Source organism: Pantoea sp. ARC270 (assembly GCF_003236725.1).
GTDB classification, from domain to species: domain Bacteria; phylum Pseudomonadota; class Gammaproteobacteria; order Enterobacterales; family Enterobacteriaceae; genus Pantoea; species Pantoea anthophila.
On the sequence record NZ_PUGA01000005.1, the window covers coordinates 14261 to 32425 of the forward strand.

Below are 18165 nucleotides of genomic sequence, written 5' to 3' on the forward strand. Positions count from 1 at the left end.
AGATGAAGCGATGGGAGCATACGCCCGGAGTAAAGCATAGCGGGCCAGGGATGGTCCGCGCTGAGCCCGCCAGGGATGGCGGTTTTTGCGTCTTTGCGGAGGGCGTTTGCTCCCTGAGCCTGCGGTACAAAGCAGCTATGCGGGCAGCATCAGACTGCCCGCCTGACCTGACTTAGCGCGGAGACGGAATTGCCGTTCCCCAGTTGCGCCAATCCTTCGGCGCTTCATCCTGCAGCAGGAAGTGTTTATCGGGCGTCGCCTGCGGAGCCAGCGGCACCGTTGGCGGGGTGGCAAACTGGATGCCGCCGCGAATAAACTGCTGGAAGGTGCCGGTTTTCACCACGCCGCCAATCAGACCGAAGTCGAGGTTGTAGCCGGACGCCAGCCAGAACACCGAGTTATTCCGCACCAGATGCTGATACTTCTTGCTGATACGCAGGGCAATCTGCACGCGATCCGCCATATTGCCCAGCGACGTGCCGGTCACGGTGCCCACTTCCACGCCGCGGAACAGCACCGGGGTGCCCAGCGACAGGGAACCGGCTTCGGTGGCATCAACGTAAATATTCAGGCCATTCAGGTAGCGCGAATCGGTAATGGTGCTCTCCTGCAGCTCAAAGGTGCGCACGGCACCGCCTTTGCCCGGGTCCACGTTTACGTAAGGCTGCAACAGCGTTTCCAGATGATTCACCCCCGTTGCGGAAATCTCTGGAGAGACCACCGAGAAACGGCTGCCGAGGCGGGCAAAATCATCCACATATTCGGGATAGAGCACCGCTTTGGCGACGACCTGATTGTTATCTTTACTGAGCGAAAGCGACTCCACCTGGCCGACATTGATGCCCAGGTAACGAATCGGCATCCCGGCTGAAAGCTTGCTGGCGTCATAGGTGTGCAGGGTAATCTGACTGCCCACCGCGCGGGCGGCGGTTTCAGACGGGTAGAGCACACGCTTGACCCCTTTGGCCGACTTCGCACCGGTCATGTTGTCGAAGCTGATTGCACCTTTCAGCGCCCGGTTAAGCGGCGATGCCTGAACTGTCAGGCCGCTGCCGTTAAGACTGACGCGGGCGCCGCCCTCGGCCCAGAAGACGCTTTCGCTGGTCAGCAGCTTGCGATACTCCGGCTGAATGTGCACCGCGATATCAAAGGCGTCAGCGCGCGGCGTGACTTTCACAATCTCACCGACCTGAAACTTGCGGTACAGCACCACCGAACCCGCCTGCACGTCAGGCAGACTGTTGGCGGTCAGCGTCAGGGTGGTGGAGGGGCCATCACCGGTAATGCCTTCTTCCGCTTTTTCCGCATCGGCAAACAGCGGATAGGCGGTTTTCGGCTCGCCTTTCCTGCCCGGCTCCAGCCGGATGCCGCCATCGACCCATTCACGGGCGCTGGCACCTAACACCTGCATTCCGTCGAGACCAAATTTCACATCGAGCCGGCTGTTGACGATAAATTTGCTGTCCCCGTGCACCAGGCTGCGATTCTCAGGATTCACCGCGACCACGAAATTGACGCCATTCTCATCCAGAGAGCGCGACATCACCTGACCAATCTGCATGCCGTGCAGCATCAGCGGCTGCCCCTGATCGATACCGTAGCTCTCCGGCGCACTCAGCCTGACCGTCAGCACGTTGGGTTTCTGCAGCAGCGTCTCATTTGACGCCAGCACGGTGTAGTGCTGCTGCGGCTCACCTTCGCCGGGAACCAGTTCCAGCGTGTTACCGGTCAGCAGCGCACTGAGGCTGGTATCGGTCAGGCTGATTTTCGGGCTGTGCATCTCAATGCGGGTGCCGCTGCGCATCAGACCGACCACCGACGGATCAATCGTCAGCTCGCCGGTCACCTTGCCGCCATCCTGCAGGTTGAGCTTAGTCAGCGTGCCGACCTCCAGTCCCTGATAGATCAGCGGCGTGCTGCCCGCTTTAAGGTTATTGCCGTTGGGCAGATCCAGGGTAATCAGCACGCCGCGCTGACTGTGCGCCAGGTCAGGGTAGAGCCGGTAGTTCTGCTCCGCTTTGGCCTCTCCGGCATTTTCCGGGGAGTCAAAGGCAATCGCGCCATTCACCAGCGCCGCCAGGCTCTCCAGCTGCACTTTGGCACCGCTCAGGCTGACGTCAGCATTGACGCCGGAGACGTTCCAGAAGCGACTGTTGGTTTTCACCAGATGGGTGAAGCGGCGGTCAATCAGCACATCAATCGCCACCCCGTCGGATTTGCTGTTGATGTTGTAGTCATAGACCCGGCCAACCGGAATCTTGCGGTAGTAGACCAGCGAACCGGTATTGAGCGAGCCGAGATCGGGGGCATGCAGATGGATCAGCAGTTCGCCGGTGTTCACCCGATATTTCGGCTGGGTATCGAGCGCGGTAAAGGCCTCGCTGGGTTTACCTTTGCCGGGCATCATCCCGATATAGTTACCGCCGACCAGCGCATCCAGTCCCGACACGCCAGCCAGTGAGGCTTTCGGCGTCACCAGCCAGAACTGGGTGTCTTCGCGCAGCGCGTCGCGCATATCGCTCTTGATACTGGCTTTGATCTGAATGCGGCGATAGTCGTCGCTGAGATTAATGCCCTGCACGGTGCCCACTTCCACACCCTGATAACGGATCGGGGTACGGCCCGGCACAATCCCATCCGCCGTCTGGAAATTGATGGTGATGGTGGTGCCGCGCTCCTGGTAGTTGGTCCAGAGCAGCCAGCAGGCGATCAGCATCGCAATAATCGGCAGCAGCCAGAAGGGCGAAACTTTACGCTTATTGCGCAGCGTGGCGTTAGTCGGTGTAGTCGGCGTTTCCTGTTGCATGTGCATCCCAGAGCAGGCGGCTGTCCAGCCACTCAACAGACATAATGGTCAGGATAACGGCGGCGCCAAAAAAGAGCGCCGCCGGTCCCATGGTAAAAGCCAGCAGCTGATCGCGATTGACCAGCGACATGGTTAACGAAATGACAAACAGATCCAGCATTGACCAGCGGCCAACCCAGGTGACAAACCGCAGTAACCGGATGCGGGTGCGCAGCCCCTGTTCACAGCGGAAATGGATGCTGAGCAGCAGGGTCAGCATCACCAGCACTTTGGTAAAGGGCACCAGAATACTGGCGATAAACACAATCGCGGCGACCGGCACATTGCCTTCACCCAGCGACAGAATGCCCGAGAAGATGGTGTCTTCACGCCGTGATCCATTGAGGTACACCACGGAAATAGGCAGCAGGTTCGCCGGGATCAGCAGCACAATCGAGGCAATCAGCGCCGCCCAGGATTTTTGCAGGCTGTGGCGGCGACGGAAGTCGAGCGGCGTGTGACAGCGCGGGCAGCGCCCCCGTTCGTCCGGCAGGCCGGTATGGTGACAGTTCAGGCAGACCTGCATCTCGTCACGCGCCATATTGCCGGGCTGCTGCGGGTAGAAATGCTCCCACAGCTGCTCCATATTGAGATGGATCAGCGTCAGCACGCTCAGCACCGTCAGGGCGATGTAAGCCGCCAGCCCATACCCAATCTCCAGCGAAGCATAGTCCTGCACCTTAATCGACGCCACGGCAATGCCGATCAGGTAGATATCGAGCATCACCCACTCTTTCAGCTTCTCCAGCATCAGCAGCACGGGCCGCAGGTTCATGCCCAGCCGGTGACCGATACCGAGATAGCAGATGCCGGCCACCAGGGTGATCGGCGCGCCCAGGGTGCAGAAGGCTACCATTGACGCCGTCAGGACATCCCCCTGCTGCGTCATCTGAATCACGCCCTCCAGCACGCTGGCATTGATGCGCATACCCAGCAGACGGATATCCACCAGCGGCAGGGAAAATGCAAACGGCATCAGCACCATCATGGTGGCGGCCATGGCCATTAGACGTGTCATCGACCAGTCGTGACCGCTGACTATCCGGGCGTTGCAGCGCGGACAGTAGGCCGCCTGATGCGATTTCACATCCGGTAAGGAAAAAAGGGTATCGCATTGCGGGCAACGCTGATAACGTGCGTGAGGCAATGTCTGGCTGATAGCGTGAATTTTCATAGGGTGGTGCAATTTTCGCTCGTCAGAAGTAACAGATATCGGTCATTAAGACATTGTCTGTGTGCCTGTCTCGGGCATCACGCTTCGATCCACAGAATGCTAAGGTTATAGTAACTAACGCTATGATTCACCTTGTCGCTCTGGATAATTAAAACTTATTTTTAACGAACGGTCTCAATAAACCCGTTCAGATGTCATTGGTAACGGTTGAATAATGAACAAAACTGCCTTTTACGCCGATCTAAATCGCGATATGCGAGCCCTGCTGGCGGGCGAAACGGCGTTTCTCGCCGCGATGGGAAACTTTAGCGCGCTGCTGTATGAACGTCTCGATGGCGTGAACTGGGCAGGTTTCTACCTGCTGACGGAAGCCGATACGCTGGTGCTGGGCCCGTTCCAGGGCAAAATCGCCTGTGTGCGCATTCCGGTCGGTAAAGGTGTGTGTGGCACGGCGCTGGCAGAAGAGAAAGTGCAACGCGTGGATGATGTGCATGCCTTCCCGGGCCACATCGCCTGCGACGCTGCCAGCAACGCTGAGATTGTGATTCCTCTGAAAGTGAATGGCACTGTGGTTGGGGTGCTGGACATCGACAGCGTGGATTACAATCGTTTTGACAGCGATGACGAATCAGGGCTGGTCACACTGACTGATGGGCTTTGTGAAGTGCTTGCGAACAGCGACTTAGAAAAATATCTGCAGCTGACGCGCAGCTAATCGACTGGATCACATGGCATTTAGCGATGTTGTCATTATAATGTCGCCTGTTCATGCCTGCGCTGGTCGGCAAACCCGTTGTAATCAGGAAATTTCATGGAAAATCAACCTAAGTTGAATAGCAGTAAAGAAGTCATCACTTTTCTGGCGGAGCGCTTTCCGCACTGCTTTAGCGCTGAAGGTGAAGCGCGTCCGCTCAAAATCGGTATCTTTCAGGATCTGGTCGAGCGTGTTCAGGGCGAAATGAGCCTGAGCAAAACACAGCTGCGTTCCGCGCTGCGTCTTTATACGTCGAGCTGGCGTTATCTCTACGGCATCAAAGCCGGTGCTATCCGTGTCGATCTCGACGGTAACGCCTGTGGCGTGCTGGATGAGCAGCATGTCGAGCATGCGCGTAAGCAGCTTGAAGAAGCGAAAGCGCGTGTTCAGGCACAGCGCGATCAGCAGCGTGCCGCCCGTCGTGAAGCGGGTGAAAGCGAAGAGGGTGCGGCACCGCGTCGCGCGCGCAAGCCTGCTGCACGTAAGCCTGCCGAGGGCGACGCCGCACGCAAACCGCGTCCGCAGACTGCTGCACCGCGTGCGACCGCCTCACAGCATCGCAAACCAGCCCCACGTCCGGAGCAGGAAGCCCGACCCATCACTGATACCTCAACTTTGCAACCCGGCCAGAGTATTAAAGTTAAAGCAGGCAAAAGTGCGATGGACGCTACCGTTCTTGAAGTATCGAAAGACGGCGTTCGGGTCCAGCTCGCTTCCGGCATGGCAATGATTGTGCGCGCAGAACACTTGCAGTTCTGAAACGGAGGCTAACCCCGGCATGAACACCCTTTTCAAAGTTGGACTTATTGCGGGCCTGCTGTTAGCAGGCCCAACGTTCGGCGCGGAGAATATCACCCGCGCCGATCAGATCCCCCAGCTTCACGAAGACCCGCAGGACCCGACGGTCAGTGAGCGTGTCACCTCACGCTTCACCCGTTCCCACTACCGCCAGTTCGACCTGGATCAGAACTTTTCAGCGAAGATTTTCGATCGCTATCTGAACATGCTCGACTACAGCCATAACGTGCTGCTGGCGTCGGATGTGGCGCAGTTTGCCAGCAAAAAAACCACCGTCGGCGATGAGCTGCGCAGTGGCAAGCTGGATCTCTTTTACGATCTCTATAATCTGGCGCAGAAACGCCGTTTTGAGCGCTATCAGTATGCGCTGACGGTGCTGGCGCGTCCGATGAACTTCAGCGGCAATGACACTATCGACATTGACCGCGGCAAGGCTCCCTGGCCGAAAGATGAAGCCGAGCTGAATGCTCTGTGGGATGCCAAGGTCAAATATGACCAGCTGAGCCTGAAGCTGGCGGGTAAAACCGACCAGGAGATTCGCGACGTTCTGACCAAGCGTTATAACTTCGCGATTCGCCGTCTCGCCCAGAGCAACGGTGAGGATGTTTTCCAGCTGGTGATGAACGCCTTTGCCCGCGAAATCGATCCGCACACCAGCTACCTGTCGCCACGTAACACCGAGCAGTTCAACACCGAGATGAGCCTGTCTCTGGAAGGGATCGGTGCCGTGCTGCAGATGGATGACGACTACACCGTCATCAACTCGATGGTTGCGGGTGGACCGGCAGCGAAAAGTAAATCCATCACGGTGGGCGATCGCATCGTCGGCGTCGGTCAGCCCGGCAAGCCGATGGAAGATGTGATTGGCTGGCGTCTGGATGACGTGGTGGCGAAAATCAAAGGACCGAAAGGCAGCAAAGTGCGCCTTGAGATCCTGCCAGCCGGTAAGGGCACCAAAACCCGCACCGTGACGCTGACGCGTGAGAAAATCCGTCTGGAAGATCGCGCCGTCAAAATGAGCATCAAGAATGTCGGTAAACAGAAAGTGGGCGTGCTCGACATTCCTGGTTTCTATGTCGGTCTCACCGATGACGTGAAGGTTCAGCTGCAGAAGCTGCAGAAGCAGAACGTTGACAGCGTCGTGATCGATCTGCGGACCAACGGCGGCGGAGCGCTGACCGAAGCGGTATCGCTCTCCGGTCTGTTTATTCCGAGTGGTCCGGTTGTTCAGGTGCGCGACAACAATGGTCGGGTGCGTGAAGACAGCGACAACGACGGCGTGGTCTACTACAAAGGACCGCTGGTGGTGCTGGTTGACCGCTTCAGCGCCTCCGCCTCTGAGATCTTCGCTGCGGCGATGCAGGATTACGGGCGTGCAGTGATCGTCGGCGAGCCGACCTTCGGGAAGGGCACCGTGCAGCAGTATCGCTCTCTGAACCGCATCTACGATCAGATGCTGCGTCCGGAGTGGCCGGCGTTAGGCTCCGTTTCCTATACCATTCAGAAGTTCTACCGGATTAACGGTGGCAGTACTCAGCGTAAAGGCGTCACGCCCGATCTGCTGATGCCAACCGGGGTGGAAGCGGCTGAAACCGGTGAGAAGTTCGAAGATAACGCACTGCCGTGGGACAGCATCAAAGCGGCGACCTACGTCAAAACCGGCGACGTCAAACCGCTGGTGGCGCAGCTGACGAAGCAGCACGCTGAACGTATTGCCCAGGATCGTGAGTTCCAGTACATCATGAAGGACATTGCGCGTTTCAATGCCCTGAAAGATAAACGCAACATTGTGTCGCTCAACCTCGCTCAGCGCGAGAAAGAGAATCACGAAGATGATGCGTTACGTCTGGAGCGTATCAACGCGCGTTATCAGGCCGAAGGCAAAAAACCGCTGAAAAACCTGGACGAGCTGCCGAAAGATTATAAAGAGCCCGATCCTTACCTCGATGAGACGGTGAAGATTGCGAACGATCTGGCGCAGCTGGAGAAATCCCAGCCGGAAGCGCCCGCGGCGAAATAACCCGCGGCTATGAGAAAAAGCACCGCCAGGCGGTGCTTTTTTTTGCCTGCGGGAGTGCCATTCCGCCGTAATCATTAGCCGCTGTAATCGTGCCAGCGTGACGGTCGGCGCAGCAGGCGTGACAAAATGTAAAGTTATGTCTTTTTAGGCACTTAAACGTTAAGGTCGCTTGAAAAGCGGCCCAATGCACATAGGATATCTATCCGCGTATAGGCGCGTGAACTACTGAGGAAGATTAACGATTATGATGCGTATTGCTCTTTTCCTGATGACCAACCTGGCTGTGATGTTGGTATTCGGGCTGATTCTCAGCCTGACAGGGATCCAGTCAAGCAGTGTCCAGGGCCTGATGATCATGGCAGGCCTGTTTGGCTTCGGCGGTGCGTTTGTTTCACTGCTGATGTCGAAGTGGATGGCACTGCGATCGGTGGGTGGTGAAGTGATTGAACAGCCGCGCAATGAAACGGAGCGCTGGCTGATAGAGACGATCGGCCGTCAGGCTCAACAGGCGGGCATTGCGATGCCACAGGTCGCGATCTATCACGCGCCTGACATCAACGCCTTTGCCACGGGTGCACGTCGTAACGCCTCGCTGGTAGCGGTTTCAACCGGTCTGCTGCAGAACATGAGCCGCGATGAGGCTGAAGCGGTCCTGGCGCACGAAGTGTCGCACATCGCGAACGGCGACATGATCACCATGACCCTGATTCAGGGTGTGGTGAACACCTTCGTGATTTTCGTGTCCCGTATTCTGGCGCAGATCGCGGCGGGTTTCATGTCCGGCAACCGTGATGATGGCGAAGAGAGCAGCAATGGCAACCCGCTGGTCTATTTTGCGGTGTCGATGGTGCTGGAGCTGGTGTTTGGTATTCTTGCCAGCATCATCACCATGTGGTTCTCCCGTCACCGCGAGTTCCACGCCGATGCCGGTTCAGCGAAGCTGGTCGGCCGTGAGAAGATGATTGCGGCGCTGCAGCGTCTGAAAACCAGCTACGAACCGCAGGAGCCGAGCAGCATGATGGCGTTCTGCATCAACGGCAAAGGCAAGTCGTTCAGCGAGCTGTTTATGTCGCATCCCCCGCTGGACAAGCGTATTGAAGCCCTGCGCAGCGGCCAGTATCTGAAATAGCCCTGAGCGGCATAAAAAAGGCGACCCCCGGGTCGCCTTTTCTTTTTCGGCCCTCAGGCGCGGTTCTGCGTCATCCGTGACACGCTGACCAGCGCCGCCACGGCGGCAAAACTGCCCGCCAGCAGTAGCGAGGCGTGCGTGCCTTGCTCATCAAACAGATTAAACATCAGCGCAACCAGCGCGGCTCCCGCACTCTGACCCAGCAGACGCGCGGTACCCAGCATGCCGCTGGCACCGCCGCTGCGATGGCGGGGCGCTGAGGTGACAATGGTATGGTTGTTGGGCGACTGAAACAGCCCGAAACCGGCACCGCACAGCATCATGCGCCAGATGATATCGCCGTCGCCGGGATTCGCCGGTAGCCAGGCAAGCAGAAACAGCCCCAGCGCGAACATCGCCAGACCGATGCCCCCCAGCAGCCCGGCGTGCACCCGCCCAATCAGCCGGCCGGCAATCGGCGCAAACACCATGGTGGCCAGCGGCCAGGGCGTCAGGAGTAAACCGGTGGCCACCTCATCACGCTGCAGGACGTTTTGCAGAAAGAAGGGCAGCGACACCATGGCGAGCATCTGCGCGCAGAACGAACAGACCGACGTCCCCATCGACAGGCTGAAAATCGGGATACGCAGCAGGTCAACCGGTAACAGCGGCACCGTCATCGCGAGCTGGCGACGGATGAAGAACCACCCGACAACCAGCAGTCCGATCACTTCTGACAGCACCAGCAGGTGACTCTGACCCTGCGCGAAACCGCTCAATGCGGAGATGATCAGCCCAAAGAACAGGGCGTTCATGATGGCGCTGGGCACATCAAATTTCTGCGTAGTGGCTTTCTGCGGATTATCGGGCAGCGTCCGCAGCGCCAGCCAGAGTGCCACGGCACCCAGCGGGACGTTAATCAGAAACAGCCATTTCCAGCTCGCCACCGACAGAATGGCGGCCGCCACCGTCGGGCCCGCCGCCGTCGAAACCGCCACCACCAGCGAGTTGATGGCCATACCGCGCCCCAGATAGCGCTGCGGATAGATAATGCGTATCAGGGCGGTATTGACGCTCATCAGCGCCGCGCCGCCCAGCCCCTGCAGAACGCGGGCGCAGGTCAGCATGGTGAGTGAGGTGGAGAAGGCGCAGAAGACCGACGTCACAATAAACAGCGCCAGACCTGTCTGGTACACGCGACGATAGCCCAGCATGTCACCGAGGAAGGAGAGCGACAGCAGCGAGACGATAATCGCAATCTGATAGGCGTTCACTATCCAGATGGACTGCGCCGGGCTGGCGTTCAGTTCACGTGAGATGGTGGGCAGCGCCACGTTGGCGATCGCGCCATCTAATACCGCCATCGTGAGTCCGAGCGCGATGGTGATAATCGCCATATAGCGCTGAGCGCCGGGTAAACCATCCTGAGGAGGGGAGAGTGTCATAGGTTAATTACTAAAGAGGGTGAATATCATCATGCTAATGAAGTTGACGCGAAATTGCAGCGTCCGGAGGTGAAAAAGATCGCGTGACCGGCGACACCGGGGTGAAACCATTGCCGCTTTCCGCTGCGGCACTCTATACTGGCGTTCTGTCTTATTTTTGTAACTGATTGAACAAGGTGCGCGATGTCCTCTGCTGAAAATGGCAAACAGCCCGATTCCGTCTCCTCCGTGCTGAAAGTGTTTGGCATTTTGCAGGCGCTGGGTGAAGAGCGTGACCACAGCATCACTGAGCTGGCGCAGCGCGTGATGATGTCAAAAAGCACGGTCTACCGTTTTCTGCAAACCATGAAAACGCTGGGCTATGTCACCCAGGAAGGTGAGAGCGAAAAGTACTCCCTGACGCTCAAACTGTTCGAGCTGGGGGCGAAGGCGCTGCAGAATGTCGATTTGATCCGCAGCGCGGATCTGCAGATGCGGGAGCTGTCGCGTCTGACCCGTGAGACCGTGCATCTGGGCGCGCTGGAAGAGGAGAGCATTGTCTATATCCATAAAATCGACTCGCTCTATAACCTGCGCATGTATTCGCGCATTGGTCGCCGCAATCCGCTCTATTCCACCGCGATTGGCAAGGTGCTGCTCGCCTGGCGCGACCGCGAGGAAACGGAAGAGATTCTGCGGCACGTAGAGTTCAGACGCAGCACGCCGAATACGCTGACGAGCGCGGACGCCCTGCTGGCGGCGCTGGACGAGGTGAAGGCGCAGGGTTATGGCGAAGATAATGAAGAGCAGGAGGAGGGGTTACGCTGCCTCGCGGTGCCGGTCTTTGATCGCTTCGGGGTGGTGATTGCCGGCCTCAGCCTCTCTTTCCCCACGATCCGTTTTTCAGAAGAGGCGCGTCAGGATTATGTGGAGATGCTGCAGCGGGCGGCGCGTACGATTTCCTCGGAAATGGGCTTTCACACCTATCCTTTCTGAACAGCGCGGGCCATGCGGCCCGCGCTTTCATCAGTTATCGATCACTTCTCCGCTTTTCTTCAGCAGCGGACAATCGGTTACGCCGACCACGCCGCTGTCCGTGTGCAGATACTGGGCGTTAATCACACCGCGTGCGGTAAGATAGCTGCACTGCAGGCCAAGTCCCGCTGCATTCTTAGTGCTGCCGGTTAACACGCCATAACCGGTAAAGAGCATCGCCAGCCAGATCACCGCCAGCAAGCCTACCATGCGAATAAACAGTTTCATTGTATCTCCTTGTGAAAGGTAACTCAGCGCTCCACCTGGTGCTGCCGGTCAGAATGATAGCAGCATGCCTGGCTTTTCGGCGGGAATCGATCAGAGATAACTGAAACGGCAAATTCTGCTTTGCCGTTAACCCCATTATCTTTTGTGATGGCGACAGGTAGAATACGCGGTTGTCATGTTCTGGCGTTTTCACTTTGTTTTATGAGGCAGTTATGAATGAGTTAGCCGCAAATCCGGGCCCCTTGGTCAGCTATGGCCTGCTGGTCATCATTTTGATTGTGGCGTTTATCGCCTGGTTCTTTGTTAATCGTGCCAGCGTACGAGCCGGTGAGCAGATCCATTTGCTGGAATCGCTGCTGGAAGAGCAGAAAAAACAGAATCAGCTGCTGCGTCGTCTGATTGAGCTGCAGCCCGGCGCGGAGAGTAAAAAACCCGAGGATGAGCGGGAGAAGCGCGACTTTATCCGGTTAATCCCGGAACGTTAATCAGAACAGAGAGGCGGGATGAGCGGGAAGAATCCGTGGTATGACAGCAGCAAAGCGCACCATACGCCAGAGGGCTTCCGTAATCCAGAGCCGGAAGAGCGTCAGCCTGGCGATCTCCGGCGCTGGCGTCGGGAGCGAAAAGCGCAGGGCCTTCCGATGCCACCGCAACAGGGCTATGACGCTTTTGTTGAAGAGTGGTGGCAACCCGCCGATCTCAGCGGCAGTGACGATCGCCTCTGGTGGCTGGGCCATGCCGCCGTGCTGTTGCGGCTCAATCAGCGTTACATTCTGATCGATCCCGCCCTCTCATCCCGCGCCTCGCCGTTCTCTTTTGCCGGACCGCAGCGCAAAACCCCCGCGCCGCTCAGCATTGCCGACCTGCCGCATCTGGATGTCGTGCTGATTTCTCACAATCATTACGACCATCTGGATCGGCCGACGGTCAAAGCGATCGTCCGGCGTTTCCCGCAGGCCACCTTTGTTGTACCGCTGGGCCTGGCGGCGTGGTGCCGCGCCCGGGGAGTGCAGCAGGTACATCAGGCTGACTGGTGGCAGCAGGTCAGGGTGGGCGATCTCTGTTTTGATGCGGTTCCGGCGCGTCACTGGAGTATGCGGTCGCCCCGCGATCGCAACCGTTCGCTCTGGTGCGGCTGGGTCGTACGATCATCCTCCGTGCGCTTCTGGTTCTCCGGTGACAGTGGCTACAGCGACAGCCTGCTGGCGATCCCCGCCCGCCTTGGCCCCTTCAGCGTGACAGCCTTACCGATTGGCGCCTATGCACCGAAATGGTTCATGGCAGGCCAGCATATGGACCCCGATCAGGCCGTGGCACTCTGGCAGGCGGCAGGCAGACCGCTGACGCTGCCTATCCACTGGGGCGTATTTGAACTGGCTGATGAGGCACTGGATGCGCCTCCGCAGGAACTGGCTGCGGCACTGCGGCGGGCAGAGGAGGAGCAGGGCAGCTTCGCGCCATGGCGAATAGGGGAAAGCCGCAGCCTGAATAATCCACCCCAGGAATTATCCTAAAGCCGGAGGAGCCCGTTAAACCGGCTTTTTTTAACAGAAATCATTTTTTATCACATTAATGGTTAAATTTTTAATAAGCCGGATTCGCGCGGCTGCTTTTATTTGGAGCAGAGCTCAGGGCCGTTTCCTGTTTTTGGTGCAGGAGAGAAGATACCTGTACCAAATAAAAAGTGTCGTACAGGATTAACGTCAGGTTATTGCTGCTTCGCTTTCCTGTCGCTTCGCTTATCAATTCGCTTACTGCCATATTTGTGAAATATTAATTTCTTATGGTATCCATTGAGTTAGCCCGGACGAGAAGGCATCCGGAGGAAATGAACCTGCGGGTTCATTATATTTATGCCGGGTTTTAGCGCCGCGACAGAACAGGCTGTGTGAGCCTTCTGGCAATTGTGCGTGCTGCCTGTCTGAGACTTTAAAAATGGCTTGCCATTGTTTTTAGGATATGTGATAACAATTCGTGGGTTAAACGAGGTACAGTTCTGTTTATGCATGGCATCTTCAGTGAAGAAGTACGAGTAAAGACGTTGACGTTGAATACCGCTTCCTTGCCGAACCTTAATTAGTGCCTCATGCAGTAACGTCTCTGGTTTTTCTGTAAGACAGCCTTCGGGCTAAATAAACATCTAAAGGAATTTGCAAAATGGCAAAGATTAAAGGTCAGGTTAAGTGGTTCAACGAGTCTAAAGGTTTTGGTTTTATCACCCCTGCAGACGGCAGCAAAGATGTGTTCGTACACTTCTCTGCCATCCAGGGCAATGGTTTCAAAACCCTGGCTGAAGGCCAGAGCGTTGAGTTCGAAATTCAGGATGGCCAGAAAGGCCCGGCAGCTGTTAACGTCACTGCTATCTGATTCGACTCCGCCTCGGTGCATCGCACCCTGATATGGATTCTCAAAGCCCTGGCCGGTCGGCCGGGGCTTTCTTTATGCTTCCGATGCGTAAACGATAAGGTTACACTGCGCCGCGTTATCTGATGCCGGAGTCCCCTATGTCGTTGATTTGCCCGCTTTGCCACTCTCCTCTGACTTTCCATGCCCGCAGCTGGTCCTGCGAGAATCGCCATCAGTTTGATCAGGCGAAAGAGGGGTATGTCAATCTGCTGCCCGTTCAGCATAAACGGTCGCGCGAGCCAGGTGACAGTGCAGAGATGATGCAGGCTCGACGGGAATTCCTGCAGGCGGGCTACTATCAGCCGCTGCGTGAGCAGGTCGTCGCGCTGCTGCAACCGGTGCTGAACCTGCCGGAGAGCCAGATTCTGGATATCGGCTGTGGCGAAGGCTACTACACCGCTGCGCTGGCAGAGGCGGCAGGGGAAGGCGGACAGGTGTATGGCCTGGATGTGGCCAGAATGGCTATCCGCCTCGCCGCTAAGCGTTATCCCGCGGTGCGGTTCTGCGTAGCCTCCAGCCAGCGTCTGCCTTTTGCCGATGGCTCGCTGGATGCCGTGGTGCGGATTTACGCGCCCTGCAATGAAGCGGAACTGGCCCGCGTCCTGAAGCCCGGCGGCACGGTACTGACGGTAACGCCGGGACCGCATCATCTGCAGCAGTTCAAAGCCCTGATCTATCGTGACGTGCAGCTGCATGCGCCAGAGCAGAAAACCTACCCGGGCTTCCGTCAGGTGGCGCAGCATACGCTGCGTTATCCGATGGCGCTGACGGGCGGGGCCGCAACGACCCTGCTGCAGATGACGCCTTTTGCGTGGCGGGCGCGGGAGGCGGTCTGGGAGACGCTGCAGCAGAGCGAGTCGTTCAGTTGTGATGCCGACTTTACCCTGACGCAGTGGCAGCGCGACTAGCGCGCCTCAACCAGCGTGTTATAGATGCGCTCCAGATCGTCGAGCTGCTGCACCGCAATCAGCAGCCGGCGCTGCTCCAGCTGAATGACCAGAATGCCATCCTCAGAGAGATTCATGCCCTGAATCCGCCGGTAATCAATCCAGACACCGGCATAAAATAACCCTTCGGCCTTCATCAGTAGCGTGGGCCTGCGCAGCCAGAAAAGCCAGAACGCCAGAAAGCTCAGCACCATCAGCAGGGTGGTGGTGAGCTGCGGGCCGTGATGGCTGATGTTGTTTCCCAGCAGAATCAGCAGCAGCCCGATGAAAATCAGGCTGTCGATTTTGTGCCGTCGCTGCAGGGCGACCCGCAAGCGGACAGGCCCGCGTCGACGCGGCAGAATCACCTCGTCATAAAGGGCAAACAGCAGCAGGGCGGCAATGCAGAGCGCGATCAGCGCATCAGTTAATGACATAACATCTGGCCTCAAACGGGGTGAGCTCAGCCGGTTGTGGCTCAGCTCACTACGCTTAAAAGCCGGGCGCCAGCGCGCCCGGCCGGGTGAGATTACAGACCGAGCAGGCCGATCCAGTAACCAAAAATACCGATGGCAAAGAAGCCGACGATAATCCACAGCGCGTTGACCTTACGGCGCAACAGCCACATACAGCCGAAGGTCAGCAGCAGCGGCACGATGCCTGGCATCAGCTGATCGAGGATCGACTGCACCGTGGTGACGGTGGTCTTACCGGTGGAGTCGGTGATACGCGACACCACCAGCGGGATGTTGACGTGCGTCCACTTGTTTACCAGCGCGCCCATCACAAACAGGCCCAGAATTGAGGCGCCCTCCGTGAGTTTCTGCAGGAATCCGCCGCCCATATCGCTGACGATATCGATCCCTTTGCGATAGCCATACGCCACGCCGTAGTAGCGGGTCAGCAGGCGCGCCAGGTTAAACAGCACAAAGAACAGCAAGGGGCCCAGCAGGCTGCCGCTCATCGCGATGCCGGCACCCAGCGCGGCAAACACCGGACGCACGGTGCCCCAGAAGATCGGGTCGCCGACACCGGCCAGCGGGCCCATCAGACCGACTTTCAGGCCGTTGATGGCACCGTCGTCGATAGGCGCGCCGTTGGCACGCTGCTCCTCCATCGCCATGGTAACGCCGAGCACCGGCGCGGCCACATAAGGGTGGGTATTGAAGAACTCCAGATGGCGCTTGATTGCCTGCCTGCGCTCATCATTATTCTCCGGATAGAGACGGCGGATCACCGGCACCATTGAGAAGCAGAAGCCCAGCGCCTGCATACGTTCAAAGTTCCACGATCCCTGAAACAGGTTCGAGCGCATAAAGACAGCGCGGACGTCACCGGGTGTCAGTTTCTTTTCGACTTTCGTAATATCAACCATGTGATCACCTGTTCCTTAATCGAGTTCGTTATCAAGATCGTTCGCGGTCGCCGGGCCGGAAGGGGCCCCCGCTACACGGTTGTATTTCGGGCTGAGCTGAATGTAGAGCACCGCCATCACCACGCCAATGACCCCCAGCGCCACCAGGTTAAAGTTGGTAAAGGCCGCGGTGACAAAGCCGAGATAGAAGAAGGGCATCAGGTAGCCCGCGCGCATCATGTTGATGACCATCGCGTAACCGACCACCACAATCATGCCGCCCGCGATATTCAGACCATTGGTGACCACTTCAGGGATTGAACTGAGCAGGGCGTGAACCGCACTGGTGCCGACGGAGATCGCCACAATCAGCGCCGGAATAGCGATACGCATCGCCTGCAGCAGCAGGGCAGAGACATGGATCCAGGAGATAGCGGTGAGGTTGCCTTTCTCTGCGGCTTTGTCCGCGGCATGCTGGAAGGCGACGGTCAGGGTTCGCACGATGATGGTCAGCACCTGTCCGGCTGCGGCCAGCGGGATGGCCAGCGCGATACCGGCTCCCACACTCTGACCGCCTGCGATAACCAGAATGGTGGAGATGATGGAGGCGAGAGCAGCATCGGGGGCCACGGCGGCACCGATGTTCATCCAGCCCAGCGCAATCATCTCCAGCGTCCCGCCGATGATAATGCCGGTTTTCATATCTCCCAGCACGATACCAATCAGGGTACAGGCCACCAGCGGACGGTGAAACTGGAACTCATCCAGAATCGACCCCATGCCGGCAATACAGGCAACAATAAAAATCAGAATAATTTGTAGCGAGGTTATTTCCATCATACTTCTTGTCCTCAGCAGGATAGCGAAAATGGGCCCGGAAACGCAGGCGCAGCAGCTCTTCTGTTACGCGTTTACTTTCGCAATCAGATCCATCATTTTCAGTTTCTGATCGCTGGAAACCTTACGCACTTCCAGTTCAATATTGCGTTCATTCAGTTTGCGGAAGGCGGCGATATCTTTTTCATCCACCGAAACCGCATTGTTGACCTGGGTTTTTCCCTGACGGAACGCCATCCCGCCGATGTTGACGGTCCTGATATCGACACCCTGTTCCACCACGCGCAGAACGTCGGTGGGGTTGGTAAACAGCAGCATCACCCGATCCTGACCATACTTTGGGTTATTCCACACCCGAACCATCTTATCGACATCGACCACATGCGCCGTCACGCCGGGCGGCGCGACCTGCGTCAGCAGGGTTTTGCGGACGTGATCCTTTGCCACCTCATCGCTGACCACAATAATGCGCTGAACGTTTGTCTCTTTGGTCCAGCGCGTCGCGACCTGGCCGTGGATCAGGCGATCATCGATACGTGCCAGCCCGATCTTCATATGGTCGCCGGGAGCCATCGGCTTAGCCGGTTGCGCGGGCGCAGCCGGTTTCACGGCGGCGGGCGCGGGTGCCTCCTCTTTGGCTTTCAGCGCTTTAACGCCTTCACGGCCGGTCTCAACCGCCACCGCCACCAGCTCGTCGAGCGTCGGGTTGTCATCGCGCGCCATCAGCGTTTCGACCAGCATCGGGATATTGACACCGGCGATGACCTCATACTGCGGTTTATCCACCACGATACGGCTGGCCGCATTAAACGGACTGCCACCCCAGGTATCGACTAAAAAGAGTACCCCCTGCGTCGTATCCAGTTTTGCCAGCTGCGTTTCATATTTTTCGATCAGTGTTTCTGCATTTTCACCCGGCACAAAGTCTATCCAGCCGACGTTCTCCTGCTCACCTAACAGCATTTCTGCCGTTTTAAGCAGTTGTTCCGCTGCCCAGCCGTGAGTACCAATTACAATCGCAATGGTCACGTGCTACCTCCGTTCACTAAAGAAGCTCATCTGAGTAAATGGCCCTGTCAGAATCGTTTCGGTTATTTTTAACAGGGTGCTGGCGATGACTGGCTGAGCGCCAGAAATCATCGGTTCACACCGTTAAGGCGGTTAGGTCGCGATTTATTTTAGTGATCGAAAAAATAAATTTTGTGACATTGGTCAGTTATTTACCCCACGGCAGAACGAGTGAATCGTTTTATGCA

General features: G+C 57.4%; 17 protein-coding genes. 9 read left to right on the plus strand and 8 right to left on the minus strand.

Translation table 11 applies throughout. The features are described from left to right. Positions 1-172: 172 nt before the first annotated feature. A complete protein-coding gene (locus CKF42_RS03525) occupies positions 173-2806 on the minus strand; it encodes a PqiB family protein (protein WP_009089795.1) in 2634 nt (877 codons plus the stop codon). Further along, positions 2775-4019, minus strand: coding sequence for a membrane integrity lipid transport subunit YebS (gene yebS, locus CKF42_RS03530; RefSeq protein ID WP_009089797.1), 1245 nt, complete (start codon positions 4017-4019; stop codon positions 2775-2777). Before yebS ends, CKF42_RS03525 begins: the two co-directional genes overlap by 32 nt. Positions 4020-4233: 214 nt before the next feature. Between yebS and CKF42_RS03535 the strand changes: the two genes are divergently transcribed. The 4 genes from CKF42_RS03535 to htpX all read left to right on the plus strand — a co-directional run bounded on the left by CKF42_RS03535 (position 4234) and on the right by htpX (position 8720). Then, entirely contained in the window at positions 4234-4734 is a 501-nt protein-coding gene (locus CKF42_RS03535) for a GAF domain-containing protein (protein WP_009089799.1), read from the plus strand. A gap of 96 nt (positions 4735-4830) precedes the next feature. After that, positions 4831-5532: an RNA chaperone ProQ gene (proQ, locus tag CKF42_RS03540; RefSeq protein WP_009089801.1), complete on the plus strand. Its 702-nt coding sequence runs from the start codon at positions 4831-4833 to the stop codon at positions 5530-5532. Positions 5533-5551: 19 nt separating this feature from the next. Next, on the plus strand, positions 5552-7591 hold the full coding sequence (prc, locus tag CKF42_RS03545) for a carboxy terminal-processing peptidase (protein WP_009089803.1): 2040 nt from the start codon (positions 5552-5554) through the stop codon (positions 7589-7591). A gap of 244 nt (positions 7592-7835) precedes the next feature. Then, complete coding sequence (htpX, locus tag CKF42_RS03550) at positions 7836-8720, plus strand: protease HtpX (RefSeq protein ID WP_111207561.1); 885 nt, start codon at positions 7836-7838, stop codon at positions 8718-8720. A 53-nt stretch (positions 8721-8773) separates the two neighbouring features. Here htpX and CKF42_RS03555 read toward each other — a convergent pair whose 3' ends face one another. Continuing rightward, entirely contained in the window at positions 8774-10144 is a 1371-nt protein-coding gene (locus CKF42_RS03555; RefSeq protein WP_058957305.1) for an MFS transporter, read from the minus strand. 183 nt (positions 10145-10327) lie between these two features. Here CKF42_RS03555 and kdgR point away from each other — a divergent pair, with 183 nt between their 5' ends. Beyond that, positions 10328-11119 carry a DNA-binding transcriptional regulator KdgR gene (gene kdgR, locus CKF42_RS03560; RefSeq protein ID WP_111207562.1) on the plus strand — a complete coding sequence of 264 codons (792 nt, stop codon included), beginning with the start codon at positions 10328-10330 and terminating at the stop codon, positions 11117-11119. A 30-nt stretch (positions 11120-11149) separates the two neighbouring features. On the opposite strand, the gene CKF42_RS03565 is transcribed toward kdgR, so the two are convergent. Next, positions 11150-11386 carry a YobH family protein gene (locus tag CKF42_RS03565; RefSeq protein ID WP_009089809.1) on the minus strand — a complete coding sequence of 79 codons (237 nt, stop codon included), beginning with the start codon at positions 11384-11386 and terminating at the stop codon, positions 11150-11152. A gap of 212 nt (positions 11387-11598) precedes the next feature. Between CKF42_RS03565 and CKF42_RS03570 the strand changes: the two genes are divergently transcribed. The 4 genes from CKF42_RS03570 to rlmA all read left to right on the plus strand — a co-directional run bounded on the left by CKF42_RS03570 (position 11599) and on the right by rlmA (position 14700). Then, positions 11599-11871 (plus strand): YebO family protein, encoded by a 273-nt coding sequence (locus CKF42_RS03570; RefSeq protein ID WP_111207563.1) that lies wholly within the window; start codon positions 11599-11601, stop codon positions 11869-11871. Positions 11872-11889: 18 nt separating this feature from the next. After that, positions 11890-12900, plus strand: a complete 1011-nt coding sequence (locus CKF42_RS03575) for an MBL fold metallo-hydrolase (RefSeq protein ID WP_111207564.1) — start codon at positions 11890-11892, stop codon at positions 12898-12900. A gap of 643 nt (positions 12901-13543) precedes the next feature. Continuing rightward, positions 13544-13753 carry a transcription antiterminator/RNA stability regulator CspE gene (gene cspE / locus CKF42_RS03585; protein WP_003852684.1) on the plus strand — a complete coding sequence of 70 codons (210 nt, stop codon included), beginning with the start codon at positions 13544-13546 and terminating at the stop codon, positions 13751-13753. Between the two features lie 137 nt (positions 13754-13890). Next, entirely contained in the window at positions 13891-14700 is an 810-nt protein-coding gene (rlmA, locus tag CKF42_RS03590) for a 23S rRNA (guanine(745)-N(1))-methyltransferase (protein WP_111207565.1), read from the plus strand. Here rlmA and CKF42_RS03595 read toward each other — a convergent pair. The 4 genes from CKF42_RS03595 to manX form a co-directional block, all read right to left on the minus strand. After that, entirely contained in the window at positions 14697-15155 is a 459-nt protein-coding gene (locus tag CKF42_RS03595; protein ID WP_009089817.1) for a DUF986 family protein, read from the minus strand. The genes rlmA and CKF42_RS03595 overlap by 4 nt on opposite strands. A 92-nt stretch (positions 15156-15247) precedes the next feature. Continuing rightward, a complete protein-coding gene (locus CKF42_RS03600) occupies positions 15248-16093 on the minus strand; it encodes a PTS mannose transporter subunit IID (protein ID WP_009089819.1) in 846 nt (281 codons plus the stop codon). 15 nt (positions 16094-16108) lie between these two features. After that, positions 16109-16909, minus strand: a complete 801-nt coding sequence (locus tag CKF42_RS03605; RefSeq protein WP_009089820.1) for a PTS mannose/fructose/sorbose transporter subunit IIC — start codon at positions 16907-16909, stop codon at positions 16109-16111. A 66-nt stretch (positions 16910-16975) separates the two neighbouring features. Next, positions 16976-17938 (minus strand): PTS mannose transporter subunit IIAB, encoded by a 963-nt coding sequence (gene manX, locus CKF42_RS03610; RefSeq protein ID WP_111207566.1) that lies wholly within the window; start codon positions 17936-17938, stop codon positions 16976-16978. Positions 17939-18165: the final 227 nt, after the last annotated feature.